The organism is Frondihabitans sp. PAMC 28766 (assembly GCF_001577365.1).
Classification (GTDB): domain Bacteria; phylum Actinomycetota; class Actinomycetes; order Actinomycetales; family Microbacteriaceae; genus Frondihabitans.
On the sequence record NZ_CP014513.1, the window covers coordinates 4,215,834 to 4,230,968 of the forward strand.

A 15,135-nucleotide genomic window follows, 5' to 3' on the forward strand; every position below is an offset into this window, starting at 1 on the left:
TCGCGGCCAGCTCGACGAGCTGCGCGGCGGCGACGTCAGGGGTCTCGCCGAGGACGATGTCGACGGCGCCGACGGGCACCTCGTCGAGCCAGCCGATCACCAGGGCCGTCGAGTAGCGGTCGTCGCCGACGATGTCGGGGATGCCCTGCGCGAGGTCGATGTTGAGGACGCGGCGGGGCTTCGGGCCGGCCTCTTCGAGTGCCGCGTGGTCGTGTGAGGTCATGCTGGGGTCCCCCCGGTGGTGTGGACGTCGGCGGGCGTTTCGGGCGCACCGTCGGAGTCGTCAGAGATGGAAGTGGATTCGGTGGCGTCGCCCGCGCTCCGCGCCGACCGGAGCCGGACGAGGAACCAGGGCAGACAGGCGAGCGCCGCGGCCGTGCGCCCGAGGTTCCAGGCGAGGGTCTGCGGAAGCAGGATGGAGGCGCCGGCGACGAGCACGGACGCGAAGATCATGAGGGTGATGGTCGCGGACGGCCCGCGCCAGGGCGGCTTCGTCGCCGCTCGACGCCCGGTCGAGCCGCGCCGCCAGCCACGGAGGGCTCGCAGCTGCAGGATCGCGAGCACGCTGTACGCCACGAGCGTGGCCAGAGCCGCCCCGGTGATGCCCATGATCGGCACGAGCACGAGGTTGACGGCGATGTTGACGACCGCTGCCACGCCGGCGAGCGCGCCGAGCGTCTTGCCGCGCCGCTGCACGATCAGCAGCCGGTCGGTGGCGCCGCTCGCGGCGACCGGGAAGGCGGTGAGCGCCACGATGAAGACGACGAGGGTGAGGTCGTTCGGCTTGAAGCTCGCCGGAGCCAGGATCCGCAGCGCGAGAGGCGACACGAGGGTCACGGCCAGCGTGATCGGCATCAGCAGACGGTAGAGCTCGTCGCGCGACCGCATCGCCAGGGCGTACCGGGCGACCTCGCTGCGGAGTCTCGCGAACTGCGGCGTCCACGCCGAGTTCGTGAAGTTTAGCAGCAGGATCACCGCGGAGCCGACCACGTAGGCCACCTGGTAGCGACCCACCTCGGTCGCCCCGAGGTCGCGCTGCACGATCACGCGGTCACCCGCGTTGAGCACGAAGTAGGCGAGCGACCCGAGCGCGAGCGGAATGCCCAGGGTGATCGCACGCCCGGTGACCTTCCACTGCCAGAGCCCGCGGATCCTGGGCTTCGTGACCGCGAAACCGACGAACATCGCGAGGAACTGGCAGACGACGCCGCCCCAGGCGTAGGTGATCGCGTCGGAGCCGGGGATGGTGACGAGCAGGATCAGCCCGACGAACGAGCCGCCGACGGCGCTCAGCACGCTGACGATCGAGAAGGTGCGGAGGCGGTCCTCGGCGATCAGCAGCGAGAGCATCACCTGAACGGCGGCCGACGGCCCCGTCCACAGGATCACGAGGATCACGAGCTTCGGCTCGGCCGTGAAGCCGAGGGCACCGCCCCAGATCGGCGACGTCAGGAGTGCGAGCGCCGTGACGAGGAAGGAGATGACGACGGCCACGGCGACGAGACCGCGGGAGTCACGGGCGTCGCCGTCTTCGGCGCGCTGCAGCACGAGCGCCTGGTCGAGCCCCAGGAGGGCCACGACGCTGAGCACCTGGTAGAGCGCGATCGCCGTGGCGAGCGAGCCGAACTGGGTCGGGCCGAGCAGGTGCGCCAGGATTGGCGACACGATCGTCGAGCCGAGCAGCTGCAGCGACCAGACCACCACGTAGAGCAGGCCGCGGCCGAAGAGGCCGGAGTTCGTCGGCTCGGTGGTCTGCTCGGTGCCGTGCTCGGCAGCCTGCTCGGCAGGCGACTGCTCGCCCGTCCGGGCGGCGCCGGAGACGGGTGCGGCCTGCGACATCTCGGCCGTCTCGGGCGCGCTCATCGCTTCTGCTCTGTCGATACTCGACCCGCGCGTGCGGGGAGGGCAGGGGGTCGCTGGTCGCGCAAGGGGATCCTGTCGGTTCGGGTTCCGAGTCGGAGGGAGCGGCCGGCCCCGATGGGCCGGCATCGGTTGGTTCAACGGTAGGCGACCAACCTTGGGGTCACAATGACGCTTTGTGGTGACAGACAAGTGTGTCTAGTCTGTACCCGAATGAATTCTCAGGGGCCGATAGCCTGGAGTCATGCGCGCTCGACTCACCATCCTCGACGACTATCAGTCGGTCGCCCTCGCCTCCGCCGACTGGAGCGCGGTCGCCGATAGCCACGACATCGACGTCGTGACGACGCACCTCGACGGCGATGAGCTGATCTCCCGGCTGGAGGCGTCGGAGATCGTCGTCGCCATGCGCGAGCGCACCGCCTTCCCTGCTTCGGTGCTGGCGCAGCTGCCAGACCTCAAGCTGCTCGTCACGACGGGGATGGCGAACGCGGCGATCGACCTCTCGGCAGCTCACGAGCAGGGCGTCGTCGTCAGCGGCACCGGCGGATCAGGCCGCGAGGTCGCCGAGCTGACCATGGGCCTCATCGTGTCACTCGCCCGCCACATCATCACCGAAGACCGCTCGATGCACGAGGGCGGCTGGCAGCACACCGTCGGCACCCGGATCGAGGGCAAGACCCTCGGGCTCGTGGGCCTCGGCAAGCAGGGCGCCTGGGCGGCCGAGCTCGCGAACGCCTTCAGGATGCGAGTGGTCGCCTGGAGCCCACACCTCACCCCCGCGCGTGCGGCTGCGCACGGCGCGACCGCCGTCAGCAAAGAAGAGCTGTTCGCGACCAGCGACTTCGTCTCGGTGCACATGCCCCTCACCGACTCCACGCGCGGCCTCATCGGTGCCGAAGAGCTCGCCACGATGAAGGAGACCGCGTACATCGTCAACACCTCGCGCGGGCCGATCATCGACGGGGAGGCCCTCCTGATGGCGCTGATGGTCGACACGCTCGCCGGTGCCGCCCTCGACGTGTTCGACGTCGAGCCGCTGCCCGCGGCCGACCCTCTGCGGAAGCTCTCGAACGTGATCCTGCTGCCCCACATCGGCTACGTCGTCGACGACGTCTACCGCGTCTTCTTCGGCGAGGCCGTCGAAGACGTCTTGGCGTTCGACGCCGGATCGCCTCTGCGCGTGCTGTAGCAGGCTGGTGTCATGACCTACGTCTTCTCGCCTACTGCCGTCCCGTCGCTCGCCGTGGCCGGCTCCGCCGACCTGTTCCCGGTGCGGCGCATCCTGTGCGTCGGCCGCAACTACGCCGACCACGCCCGCGAGATGGGCAGCGACCCCGACCGTGAGCCGCCGTTCTTCTTCTCGAAGCCGGGAGACGCGATCCTGCCGGCGTCGGGCACGGTGCCCTACCCGACGCAGACGTCTCGGCTGGAGTACGAGGTCGAGCTGGTCGTCGCCATCGGCGTCGGCGGCTCGTCGATCCCCGCGACGTCCGCGCTCGACCACGTGTGGGGGTACGGCGTCGGAGTCGACCTCACGCGGCGCGACCTGCAGCAGCAGGCCAAAGACACCCGACGGCCGTGGGACGTGTCGAAGGGGTTCGACGCGTCGGCCCCGGTGACCCCGCTGATTCCGGCAGCATCTCTGGCAGGTGGGCCGGGCGCCGGGCGGATCTGGCTCGCGGTCAACGGCGGCGTGCAGCAGGACGGCGACCTCGCCGACATGATCTGGCCCGTCGCCGACATCGTCGCCGCGGCCTCCCGCTCGTGGCGGCTGGCGCCGGGCGACCTGATCTTCACCGGCACGCCCTCGGGGGTCGGCCCTGTGTCGCCCGGCGACGCCGTCACCGGCGGCGTGGCCGGCATCGGCTCGTTCGAGTTCACGATCGGCGCCGCTCCCGCCGCCTGACGTGTTGCCCGACATTGCGACACCCGGCATTTCGGCCTGCGTCACCGCGCCGCGGCGCTGGGAAGTCGGCCGAAAGCCCGGGTCTCGCGCGAAGTGCTGTCTCAGAACTCGTTGCCCTCGGGGTCGGCGAGCACGACCCACGTGATGTCCGAGCCCTGGCCGATGTCGATGCGGGTGGCGCCGCGGTCGACGAGCGCCTGGACGTCGGCTGCCTGGTCGTCGTCGGGACCGGGCGCGAGGTCGACGTGCAAGCGGTTCTCGACGGTCTTGCCCTCGGGCACGGAAACGAAAGTGAGCGTCGGCGACAGCGTGGGCCGGCTCGGTTGCACGCTCGCCGAGGCCACGTCGAGCGTGGTGGCCGGCGAGACCTCGACCTCGTCGTCGGCATCGTAGGTGATCGGCCAGCCGAGAGTCTCGCTCCACCACGCTGCCAGAGCGTGCACGTCGCGGCTGTCGACGACGACGCTGGCCCACCGAACTGTCCTGCCGCCCTGTCTACTCCGGCGCAGTCCCGGTGCGCCACCGCCGCGCCTCCATTGCGGCACCCGGGTGGGTGCCGCCCGCCCCGTTGGCAAAACAGGGGAAGGCCGTCCGCCGCGACGAGGGCCGCGGTGCGCACGGCCCGTGCGTGCAGAAAATCCGGTTTCACCAACGGCCCAGTCCTCCGACGAGCGGCGGGCCGCTGCCGCCGAGGCCGCGCAGCGCCAGCGAGGCCGCGCAGGCGGCTCGCGCCCGGCGCCGGCCGGTTGGTAAAACCGGAGTTCGCGCAGAGTGCGCCGAGACCGCCCGGCCGCTTGTGCCGAGCTGCGCGCATTCTCCGGTTGTACCAACCGGGGGCGGCGGCGCGGGGTGCGACGGCGCGGGCGGGCAGCGGGCGAGCGGCGCGGGGTGCAATGCCGGATGCGAGCGGCGGCAGCGCGACGGTGCGCGGGCGTGCGGGCGGGGCGTCAGGGGCGCCGGCCGTCAGGGGCGCGCGGCGTCACGGGCGCGCGGCGTCACGGGCGCGCGGCGTCAGGGGCGCGCGGGCCGGGGCCGTCAGGGGCGCGCGGCGCGGATGGTGGTCGTGACGTCGACGAGAGCGGGGGTGGCCGGGGCCGAACCGAAGCCGAAGCGGACGGGAGGCGACAGGCGGGCGAGGGCCCCGAGATCCTGCCCCTCGAACGTCGCCTCGAGTGACGTGATGCGGCGGGCGAGTGTGACGCCGTAGTACTCGCGGCGGCCGCGACCGGCGGTGCCGGCTGTGGCCGCCCCGGGCACCAGGATGCGGGCGATCGGGTCGACGAGGCCGAGCCAGCCGGGCCGCGTGGCGAAGGCCGACGGCACGGCCCGCAGCAGGGCGCCCAGCCAGGTGATGCGGCCGACGCCGAGCCGCGCGTGCAAGAGGGGCTCCTCCCCCGCGCGCCCGGCGACGACCTCCAGCCCGCCGTCGACCTTGCGCCACGAGACCGGCACGACCCGCACCTCGTCGAACGTGTAGGTCGACGAGACGTACTCGGCGACGTCGTCGCCCGGGGCCAGCAGGAGGCGATGGCCCACCTCGGTCTCGATCATCACGTCGGCGAAGCGGCCGAGGGGTGACTCCGCCCACAGCCCCATCACGATGCGGGTCTTCGCGGCCGTGCCGACGCCGGCGATGCGGCCGACGAAGCGCTCGTCAGCGGTGCAAATGGTGGTCATCACTCGAGCGTACGCAGGGGTTCCTCACTCGACACATCTGGCATTGTCTGCGATTGTCTTGTTTTCTGTGTCATTCGGGCATATCGTCTCTGCAAGCACAGGCAAAGCAACGAGTAGGCGACGCGGAGGTCACCGGATGTACGCACTGGAGCGACACGACTCGATCACCGAGCTGCTCCGCGTCGAGGGGCGCGTCGTCGTCGCCGACCTCGCCGCCCGGTTCGACGTGACGACCGAGACCATCCGGCGCGACCTCGACTCGCTCGAACAGGCCGGCCTTCTGCAGCGCGTGCACGGTGGTGCGGTCGCAAGCGGCCACACGAGCGTCTCCGAGCTCAGCTTCGACGAGCGGCAGGGGCAGCAGACGCCGGGCAAGGCCGCCATCGCCCGCGCCGCCGCACACCTCGTGCCGCCGACGTTCGTGGGCTCCGTCGCCATCGACGCCGGCACGACGACCGCGGCCGTGGCGGCCGAGCTCGCGTCGTGGCAGCCGTCCGAGGCGGGCCGCCTGCTCACCGTCATCACGAATGCGGTGCCCATCGCCGCGATGCTCCAGCACAGCCCTCACATCGACCTGCGGCTGCTCGGCGGCCGCGTCCGAGGCCTGACGAGCGCGGCCGTCGGCACCGCGACTGTCGAGCAGGTCGCAGCCCTCCGCCCCGACATCGCGTTCGTCGGGTCGAACGGCATCAGCGCCGGCTTCGGCCTGTCGACCCCCGACGAGCTCGAGGGCGCGGTGAAGACCGCGTACGTGCGGGCGGCGAGGCGTGTCGTCGCCGTCGTGGACTCGACCAAGCACGGCGCCGAAGCCCTCACCCGCTTCGCCCGGCTCGACGAGGTCGACACGCTCATCACCGAGGTCGCGCCGCCGGCCGATCTCGCCGGCGCCCTGGCCGAATCCGGAGTCGAGGTGATCGTCGCGTGATCATCACCCTCACCCCCAACCCCTCGCTCGACCGCACCATCGAGCTCTCCGCACCCCTGGCCCGCGGGGCCGTGCAACGCTCCGTCCGCACCACGGACGAGCCCGGCGGCAAAGGCGTCAACGTGTCGCGGGCGATCGCGGCATCAGGAGGCGACACCGTCGCCATCCTGCCGGGCGCCCTCGACGACCCCGTGCTGGTGGGTTTGCGCGCCCGCTCGGTGAGCACGGTGTCGCTGCCCATCGACGGGCGGCTACGAGCGAACGTCACACTGACCGAGCCCGACGGCACCACGACCAAGATCAACGAGCCCGGGCCCGACCTCGGGCCGCACTCGATCGCACTGCTCGACCTCGTCGTCGAGCACGCCGCGAGCGCCGACTGGCTGGTGCTCGCCGGCTCGCTTCCGCCCGGGCTGCCCGACGACTTCCTCGCCGGCGTCGTGCACGCGGTGCGGCTCGTCCACGGCGACCGCGCCCCGCGCATCGCCGTCGACTCGTCGGGGGCGCCGTTCCGCTGCCTTCTCGACTCCGGCGTGCCCGTCGACCTGGTGAAACCCAACGCCGACGAACTGGCGGAGGTCGTCGGCGGCGACCCGGCCCACTACGAGTCGGATCGCGACGCCGCGGTGGCGGGTGCCCGGCTCCTGCAGGCGCGAGGTGTCGGGGCCGTGCTTCTGACGCTCGGAGCCCAGGGCGCCGTGCTGGTCGACGGCGACGGCGCGTGGTTCGCCGCAGCCCCCGCCATCACCGCCCTCTCGACCGTCGGCGCCGGCGACTCGTCGCTCGCGGGCTACCTGCTCGCCGACGAGGCGGGCGCGACCGCACCACGTCGGCTCGCCCAGGCCGTCGCATCCGGGGCGGCCGCGGCGTCGCTGCCCGGCAGCGTCGTGCCGACCCTCGACCAGACCCACCCCGAGCAGATCGACGTCGTCGCCTTCGGCCGCACCGCCGAGGCGCGCTGACCCTCCCCAGGCCCACGCGTCGCACCACTTGTCGCATCACTGAACTGGCACCACCCATTCGCAGCAGCAAAGGAGCTCCAGCCCATGTCCTCACTCATCAGCACCGATCTCGTCGGGCTCGACGAAGACCTCGGGGGCACGTCGTCCGATGTGATCCACGCCCTCGCCGCGCGCGTCGCCGGCGCCGGGCGCGCCGGGTCGGCCGAGTCGCTCGCCGCCGACGCCATCGCCCGCGAGGCGTCCGTCGGCACGGGCGTGCCCGGTGGCATCGCGATCCCTCACGCCCGTTCGGCGTCGGTCGTCGAGCCGACGCTCGCCTTCTCGCGCCTGTCGCGGAAGGTCCCGTTCGGCGCCCCTGACGGCGACGCCGACATCGTCTTCATGATCGCCGTGCCCGAGGGCGCCGACGCCGACCACATGACGGTGCTGTCGACTCTCGCCCGGGCGCTCATCCGCGACGACTTCACCGCGGCGCTGCGAGCCGCGGCCACCCCCGCCGACATCGTCAAGCTCGTCGACGACGAGGTGGGCGGCGAGGTCGATCAGGCGCGCGGGGTCACCGGCACGTCGGCTCCTGCCACAGGTGCTGCCGCTGCCGCCGGCGCCGCGGCGGGCACCGAGGGCGCTGCCGCGGGCGCAGGATCCGACCGGGCCGCCTCGACCCCGCGCGTCAGGCTGGTCGGCGTCACGGCCTGCCCCACGGGCATCGCCCACACGTACATGGCCGCCGACGCCCTGGTCGCGGCCGCCACCAAGCTCGGAGCCGACCTGCAGATCGAGACGCAGGGGTCGGGCCAGGTGACCCCGCTGGATCCTGCCGTCATCCAGGCCGCCGATGCCGTGATCTTCGCCGTCGACGTCGACGTGCGCGACAAGGGGCGCTTCGCGGGCAAGCCCGTCGTGCAGGGGCCCGTCAAGCGCGGCGTCGACGAGCCGACGAAGATGGTCGAGGAGGCCATCGCCGCAGCCTCCGACCCGCATGCCGCCCGTGTCTCGTCGAGCATCGCCTCGGGGCCGGCCATGGCGCAGGGGCGGCGCGGCTTCGGATCGTCGCTCAAGACGTGGCTCTTGACCGGGGTCTCGTACATGATCCCGTTCGTCGCAGGCGGCGGCCTCCTGGTCGCGTTGGGCTTCCTGATCGGCACCGACAGCATCGCGAAGACCGCGACGGGCCATACGGTCAACAACGCCGTCTACGCCCTCATGAACTACAACCTGCTGCACCTGCCGCCGGAGGGGCTGCACTGGTACCTCGGCGCCGCCGCCTTCGAGATCGGGCAGCTCTCGCTGGCCTTCCTGGTGCCGGCGCTCGCGGGCTACATCGCCTACGCCATCGCCGACCGCCCGGGCATCGCGCCCGGGTTCGTCGCGGGCTCGGTCGCGGTCTTCCTCGGCGCCGGCTTCCTCGGCGGTCTCGTCGGCGGTCTGCTCGCCGGTCTTGCAGCGTGGTTCATCGGCCGCTTCGAGGTGCCGCGTTTCGTGCGCGGTCTCATGCCGGTCGTGATCATCCCGCTGCTGGCGTCGATCTTCGCCTCGGGCCTGCTCCTTCTCGTGCTCGGCGGCCCGATCGCATTCATCACGAAAGAGCTGGGCCTCTGGCTCAACTCCCTGACAGGATCCGGCGTGGTGCTGCTCGGCATCATCCTCGGCCTCATGATGTGCTTCGACCTCGGCGGCCCGGTCAACAAGGTCGCCTACGCGTTCGCCGTCGCCGGCCTCTCGGCGGGCTCTGCCGCGCACCCGGCACCGCTCGAGATCATGGCCGCCGTGATGGGCGCCGGCATGGTGCCGCCGCTCGCCATGGCTCTCGCGTCGACCGTGCTCTACCGCAGGGGGTTCACGCAGGTCGAGCGCAACAACGGGGCCGCAGCCTGGCTGCTCGGCGCCTCGTTCATCTCGGAGGGCGCCATCCCGTTCGCCGCGGCCGACCCGCTGCGCGTCATCCCGTCCGCGATGGTGGGCGGGGCTGTGACCGGCGCCATCTCGATGGCCGCCGGGGTCACCTCCGAGGCGCCTCACGGCGGTATCTTCGTCTTCTTCGCGATCGGCAACCTGCTGATGTGGATCGTCGCCATCCTGTCCGGCACCGTGGTCGCGGCCGCCGTGCTCGTGCTGCTGAAGCGCTTCGTGCGGCGGTCGGCGGCGCTGCCGGCCGGTGACGCCGAGGCGACGGCCGACGCGGCCGCGGCGGCCGACCTCGTCGACCAGCGCACGCCCATCACCGTCTAGAGCGGCGCTTCGGCGTCGCGGCGCTTGCGCCCTGGGCACCGGCGGCCCGCCCCGGGATCGCAGTTCGGCCCGGCCACCCTCCCGTACCCGGGCCGAACTGCGATCCCGCCCGCCGCCCGCGGGGCGCTGACCGGGGCGGAGCGTCGGCCTGGCCCTTGGCAAAACAGGAGAAACCGCGCGGCCCGAGCGGCCGTCGGCGCGGAAGTCCCGAGGGTCAGCGTCAAATCCTGTTTTGCCAACAGGGGGGCAGTGAACGGGCCGGCGCAGCCCGACTTCGATCAACGGGGAAGCTACCCGGGTGACGCTGCACTCGACCAGGCGGCACGCGAAGACTCCGCGACGAAAGCCGCTCAGGCGACGATGGAGCGGACCGCTGCCACCGACTCGCGCAGCAGGCCGGCCACCTCGAGCAGCTGAGCGGCGGTCACGTCGGCCGCCCAGGTGAAGCGCACGGCCGTCTGCGCCACCTCCGCCGGAACGACGAGGGCCGTCAGCACGTGCGAGGGCTCGTCGCTGCCGGCCGCGCACGCCGAGCCGCTCGACGACACCACGCCGCGCCGCTCCAGTTCGAGCAGCACCGACTCGCCGCTCGTGCCGGGGAAGACGAACGAGGCATGGCGGGGCAGGCGCCGGGCGCCGGGCGCGCCGTCGGCCCCGGTCAGCTGCGCGCCCGGTACCCGCGCCAGCACAGCGGCGATGAAGTCGTCGCGCGCAGCGACCGAGACCGGCGAGAGCGACACGAGCGACGCTGCGACGCCCAGCGCCACCGCCCCCGCGACGTTCTCGGTGCCCGACCGCCGCCCGCGCTCCTGCCCGCCGCCGTGCAGCACCGGCTCGAGCGGCAGCGCGCCGGCGACGAACAGCACGCCCGTTCCCTTCGGGGCTCCGAGTTTGTGGCCCGAGAGAGAAAGGGCCTGCACACCGAGCGCGCCGACGTCGACCGGCAGCTGACCGGCCGACTGCACGGCATCGGTGTGGAACGGCACACGGTGGGCTCGGGTGGCGGCCGTGAGAGCCTCGAGATCCTGCACCGTTCCGATCTCGTTGTTCGCGTGGGCGATCGAGACCAGCGTGGTGTCGGGCCGCAGCACGGCGGCGAGCGCGGCCGGCGTCACGAGGCCCTCCGCGGTGAGCGGCGCGAACGACACCTCGAAGCCGTGCGTGCGCACCAGGTAGTCGATCGACGAGAGCACCGCCTCGTGCTCGATCGCCGTCGTGACGATGTGGCGCCCCCGCGGCCTGCCGAGGGCGATGCCCTTGATCGCGAGGTTGTCGGCCTCGGTGCCGCCGCCCGTGAAGACGATCTCGGCCGGCCGGCAGCCGAGCATCTCGGCGACCTGCGAGCGAGCCCGGGCCAGCCCGCGCGCCGCCGACTCTCCGACGGTGTGGTGGCTCGACGGGTTGCCGAAGTCACCGGTCAGGTACGGCCACATCGCCTCGAGCGCCTCGCGGCGGACGGGCGTCGTGGCGGCGGCGTCGAGATAGAGCATGAGAGTACGAGGCGCGTCAGACGGCGGCGAACCCGGCGGGGGCACGCCCTGCGGGCACGTCGATGGCGATGTCGAGCCCTAGATCGAGAGCGCGGGCGCTGTGCGTCAGGGCGCCGACCGAGATGAGGTCGACTCCGCTCGCGGCGATCCTGCCGACCGTGCCGAGATTCACCCCTCCACTGGCCTCGACCAGCGCCCGGCCGGCGACCTGGGCGACCCCTTCGACGAGATCGTCGGGCCCGAAGTTGTCGAGCATGATCGTGTCGACCCCGGCCGCGAGCACCTCCTCGATCTGGTCGAGCCGGTCGACCTCGACTTCGACGCGGGTGGTGTGCGACAGCCGCTGCTTCAGGTCGACGAGGGCTTCGGTCACCGTGAGCCCCTGGGCCAGCAGGATCGCGAGGTGGTTGTCTTTCACGAGCACCGCATCGCTCAGCGAGAAGCGGTGGTTGCGGCCCCCGCCCGCCACCACGGCGTCGCGCTCGAGGGCGCGCAGCCCCGGCGTGGTCTTGCGCGTGTCGACGATCTGCGCCCGCGTGCCCTCGGTCTGGGCGACGTAGGCCGAGGTCAGCGTCGCGATTCCCGAGAGCCGCTGCAGCAGGTTCAGCGCGATGCGCTCGGCCCGCAGGATGCCACGGGCCGAGCCGCTCAGCTCGGCGAGGGTCTGCCCTGGGGCGAAGTGGTCGCCATCCGCGGCGCGCAAGGTCACCTCGATCAGCGGGTCGACTTCGCGCGCCACCGAGAGCAGCACGCGGGTGCCCGCCAGCACGCCGGCCTCACGGGCCACGACGCTCGCGGTCGCCGAGGCCTCCTCGGGGATCAGCGCCTCGCTGGTGACGTCGCCCCAGGGCGCGTCCTCGCGGAGAGCTCTCTGGACGACCTCGGTGATGGCGTCATCGGTCAGCATGTTCGTTCACCTTTCGGGCCCAGCTGGTCGAGCGGGCGAGTGTCGGGTCGGTGCGAGCGAAGTCGCGGCGGAAGTGGGCGCCGCGCGACTCTTCGCGGGCGAGGGCGGCGGCCACCACGAGGCGGGCGACGTCGCGGAGGTTGGCGGTCTCGAGCAGCGCGGTGCGCGGGGCTGTGCCCGCAGCGGTTCTGTCGGCGCCCCCGTCAGCGCCCCCGTCAGCGCCCCCGTCAGCGCCCCCGTCAGCGCCCCCGTCGGCGCCCCCGTCGGCGCCCCCGTCGGTAAAACCGGAGTTCTGACGGAGCGTCGCCGCGGCAGCCCGGGCGGCGTGCCCAGACCGTGCGGATTCTCCGGTTTGACCAACCGGCGCCGCGGCCCCGACGGCAGCCGCCTCCGGCAGCTCGCCCTCGTCGAGGGCGTCGAGCGCGGCGGCGAGGGTCTCACCCGAGCGCTCGACACCGGCCGCGCCCCACATCAGCCTCTGCAGCGCCGCCCGCTCGGGCACGGCGTCGTCGACCGACGGGGGCCGCACGGCGTCGTGCCGCGACGCGTCGTCGAAAGCCGACGACCCGGTCGCGTCCGCGCCGACCGCGGTGGCCGCGCGCCAGCCGAAGACGGCGGCTTCGAGCAGCGAGTTCGACGCGAGCCGGTTGGCCCCGTGCACCCCGGTCGAGGCGACCTCGCCGACGGCGTAGAGGCCTTCGAGCGACGTGCGGCCGTCGAGGTCGGTCGCGATGCCGCCCATGAAGTAGTGCGCCGCCGGTGTGACGGGGATCGGCTCGCTCGCCCAGTCGAGGCCTGCCGCCCTCATCGCCGCGGTGATGGTCGGGAAGCGCCGGGCGAGGCCGGCCGCCCCGATCATCGTGGCGTCGAGCAGGGCGGGAAGCCCCGCCTGGCCGGCCATCATGTCGAAGATGCCGCGGGCGACCACGTCGCGGGGTGCCAGCTCGGCACGGCGGTCGACGGCGGCCATGAAGCGGCGGCCGCCGGCGTCGAGCAGCACCGCGCCCTCGCCGCGCACTGCCTCGCTGATCAAGAAGGAGCCCGGCATGGCGAGGGCCGTGGGGTGGAACTGGAAGAACTCGAGATCCTGCACCCGTGCGCCGGCCCGCCAGGCCGCGGCGAGGCCGTCGCCGGTCGCGGCGAGGGGGTTCGTCGTGAACTCGTAGAGCTGCCCGGCCCCACCCGACGCGAGCACCACGGCGTCGGCGCGGAGGTCGCTGACGCCGGCGGCCGTGACGAGCGAGACGCCCACGACGCGGCGCTCGTCGCTGGAGGCCAACAGGAGGTCGGCGACGAACGCCTGCTCGACGACTTTGACGTCGGAGGCGGCTAAGCGGGCCAGCAGGGCCTGGACGATCGCGGCGCCGGTCGCGTCGCCGCCGGCGTGCAGCACGCGGGCACGGCTGTGCGCGGCCTCCAGCCCGCGGGCCCAGCCCGCGGCACCACCGGCGGCAGGACCACCAGCTCGAGCCGCGTCGGCAAAACCGGAATTCGCGCCGCCACCGACCTCCGCGCGGTCGAACTCGACGCCCCAGCGCGCGAGATCCTGAATTCTCAACGCGCCGTCGGTGCAGAGCGCCAGGACGGCGTCGTGCACGGAAAGCCCGGCCCCGGCCGCGAGAGTGTCGCCGACGTGCAACTCGACGGAGTCGTCGTCGAAGACGGCGGCCGCGATGCCGCCCTGCGCGTAGCGGGAGTTGCTCTCGTCGAGGGCGCCCTTCGTGACGAGGGTGACCGAATGCCCGAGAGCCGAGGCCCGGAGCGCGGCGGTCAGCCCGCCGAGCCCCGAGCCGACCACGACGATGCTGCGCGGCGCAAGCAGGCGAGCGGCCGACGCGGCGCCACTCACACCGACACCGTGTGGTTCGGCTTCGCGGCGAGCATCCGCTCGAGCGCGATTCGAGCGGGCGCAGCGACGGACGCCGGCACGGTGATCCGATTGAGCACCTCCGAAGGGCGTGCAGCCGTGCCGACCAGTGCCTCCAGCGCCCAGGCGATGTAGCCGGGGTGGATGCGGTACATCGTCGAGCACGGGCAGACGACCGAGTCGAGACAGAAGATCGTGTGCTGCGGGTACTCGGCCGCGAGCCGCTGCACGAGGTTGATCTCGGTGCCGATGGCGAAGGTCGACCCGGCCGGCGCCGCCTGGATCGCCTTCACGATGAAGTCGGTCGATCCGTACGAGTCGGCCGCGTCGACGACGGGCATCGGGCACTCGGGGTGCACGATGACCTGCACGTCGGGGTGCGTCGTGCGCGCCTCGTCGATCTGAGCGACGGTGAAGCGCTTGTGCACCGAGCAGAAGCCGTTCCACAGGATCACCTGCGCGTCGACGAGCTGGGGCACGCTCGAGCCGCCGAGGGGCCGACGCGGGTTCCACATCGGCATCGCCTCGAGCGGCACACCCATGGCCTTGGCGGTGTTGCGCCCGAGGTGCTGGTCGGGGAAGAACAGCACGCGGCGCCCTCGAGCGAACGCCCACTCGAGCACCGTCGTGGCGTTCGACGACGTGCAGACGATGCCGCCGTGGCGCCCGCAGAAGCCCTTGAGGTCGGCGGCCGAGTTCATGTAGGTGACGGGGATCACCGGCACCCGCCCGTCGGAGTCGACGGCGGTGAGGTCGCCGTAGACGTCTTCGAGCTGCGACCACGCCGCCTCGACGCTGTCGATGTCGGCCATGTCGGCCATCGAGCAGCCGGCGCTGAGATTCGGCAGGATCACGGCCTGGTCGGCTCCTGAGAGCAGGTCGGCCGTCTCGGCCATGAAGTGCACGCCGCAGAAGACGATCGCCTCGGCCTGCGGAGACGCCGCGGCTTTGACGGCGAGCTGGAACGAGTCGCCCACGTAGTCGGCGTACTGCACCACCTCGTCGCGCTGATAGAAGTGGCCCAGCATCAGCACCCGGTCGCCGAGCGTCTCGCGAGCCGCGCGGATGCGCCGGTCGAGCTCGGCGGGCGACGCCTCGCGGTATTCGAGCGGGATCTCGCCCTGCAGCGGCGACCCCAGCGGGATGGAGTCGAACATCGACGAGCCGGGGCCGTACGACGGCGTACCGGTGTCGAAGTTCCACGGCGCGATCCGGAGGTCGGTGGCGCACACCTCGCCAGGCAGCTCGCCGTTCGTGATGCGACGGATCGTGGTGTCGACGGAGGTCATCGATGTTCTTCTTTCGCAGG

The 15,135-nt window shown here is 72.5% G+C and carries 12 protein-coding genes; 5 read left to right on the forward strand and 7 right to left on the reverse strand.

Features of this window, described 5'->3' with window-relative positions:
• Positions 1 to 219 precede the first annotated feature (219 nt).
• Complete coding sequence (locus AX769_RS20090; protein WP_066282678.1) at positions 220 to 1,863, reverse strand: lipopolysaccharide biosynthesis protein; 1,644 nt, start codon at positions 1,861 to 1,863, stop codon at positions 220 to 222.
• A 241-nt stretch (positions 1,864 to 2,104) separates the two neighbouring features.
• Here AX769_RS20090 and AX769_RS20095 point away from each other — a divergent pair, with 241 nt between their 5' ends.
• Both AX769_RS20095 and AX769_RS20100 read left to right on the forward strand, forming a co-directional pair.
• Complete coding sequence (locus AX769_RS20095) at positions 2,105 to 3,052, forward strand: D-2-hydroxyacid dehydrogenase family protein (RefSeq protein ID WP_066282679.1); 948 nt, start codon at positions 2,105 to 2,107, stop codon at positions 3,050 to 3,052.
• A gap of 12 nt (positions 3,053 to 3,064) precedes the next feature.
• Positions 3,065 to 3,769 (forward strand): fumarylacetoacetate hydrolase family protein, encoded by a 705-nt coding sequence (locus tag AX769_RS20100; RefSeq protein WP_066282681.1) that lies wholly within the window; start codon positions 3,065 to 3,067, stop codon positions 3,767 to 3,769.
• Between the two features lie 101 nt (positions 3,770 to 3,870).
• On the opposite strand, the gene AX769_RS20105 is transcribed toward AX769_RS20100, so the two are convergent.
• Both AX769_RS20105 and AX769_RS20110 read right to left on the reverse strand, forming a co-directional pair.
• Positions 3,871 to 4,212, reverse strand: coding sequence for a VOC family protein (locus AX769_RS20105; RefSeq protein ID WP_239451870.1), 342 nt, complete (start codon positions 4,210 to 4,212; stop codon positions 3,871 to 3,873).
• 592 nt (positions 4,213 to 4,804) lie between these two features.
• The gene (locus AX769_RS20110; protein WP_066282683.1) at positions 4,805 to 5,446 is read right to left on the reverse strand and encodes a hypothetical protein; all 642 of its coding nucleotides are present in this window, start codon (positions 5,444 to 5,446) and stop codon (positions 4,805 to 4,807) included.
• Between the two features lie 136 nt (positions 5,447 to 5,582).
• Between AX769_RS20110 and AX769_RS20115 the strand changes: the two genes are divergently transcribed.
• The 3 genes from AX769_RS20115 (at position 5,583) to AX769_RS20125 (ending at position 9,562) form a co-directional block, all read left to right on the forward strand.
• Positions 5,583 to 6,371, forward strand: a complete 789-nt coding sequence (locus AX769_RS20115) for a DeoR/GlpR family DNA-binding transcription regulator (RefSeq protein ID WP_066282687.1) — start codon at positions 5,583 to 5,585, stop codon at positions 6,369 to 6,371.
• On the forward strand, positions 6,368 to 7,333 hold the full coding sequence (locus AX769_RS20120; RefSeq protein ID WP_066282692.1) for a 1-phosphofructokinase family hexose kinase: 966 nt from the start codon (positions 6,368 to 6,370) through the stop codon (positions 7,331 to 7,333). Before AX769_RS20115 ends, AX769_RS20120 begins: the two co-directional genes overlap by 4 nt.
• Before the next feature lie 84 nt (positions 7,334 to 7,417).
• A complete protein-coding gene (locus tag AX769_RS20125; protein WP_066282694.1) occupies positions 7,418 to 9,562 on the forward strand; it encodes a fructose-specific PTS transporter subunit EIIC in 2,145 nt (714 codons plus the stop codon).
• Positions 9,563 to 9,912: 350 nt separating this feature from the next.
• Here AX769_RS20125 and AX769_RS20130 read toward each other — a convergent pair whose 3' ends face one another.
• The 4 genes from AX769_RS20130 to nadA are packed head-to-tail and all read right to left on the reverse strand — an operon-like array spanning position 9,913 to position 15,115.
• Positions 9,913 to 11,052 carry a cysteine desulfurase family protein gene (locus AX769_RS20130; RefSeq protein WP_066282697.1) on the reverse strand — a complete coding sequence of 380 codons (1,140 nt, stop codon included), beginning with the start codon at positions 11,050 to 11,052 and terminating at the stop codon, positions 9,913 to 9,915.
• A gap of 16 nt (positions 11,053 to 11,068) precedes the next feature.
• Complete coding sequence (gene nadC / locus AX769_RS20135) at positions 11,069 to 11,959, reverse strand: carboxylating nicotinate-nucleotide diphosphorylase (RefSeq protein WP_066282701.1); 891 nt, start codon at positions 11,957 to 11,959, stop codon at positions 11,069 to 11,071.
• Complete coding sequence (gene nadB, locus AX769_RS20140; protein WP_239451871.1) at positions 11,946 to 13,808, reverse strand: L-aspartate oxidase; 1,863 nt, start codon at positions 13,806 to 13,808, stop codon at positions 11,946 to 11,948. Before nadB ends, nadC begins: the two co-directional genes overlap by 14 nt.
• Positions 13,805 to 15,115, reverse strand: a complete 1,311-nt coding sequence (nadA, locus tag AX769_RS20145) for a quinolinate synthase NadA (protein ID WP_066282704.1) — start codon at positions 15,113 to 15,115, stop codon at positions 13,805 to 13,807. Before nadA ends, nadB begins: the two co-directional genes overlap by 4 nt.
• Positions 15,116 to 15,135: the final 20 nt, after the last annotated feature.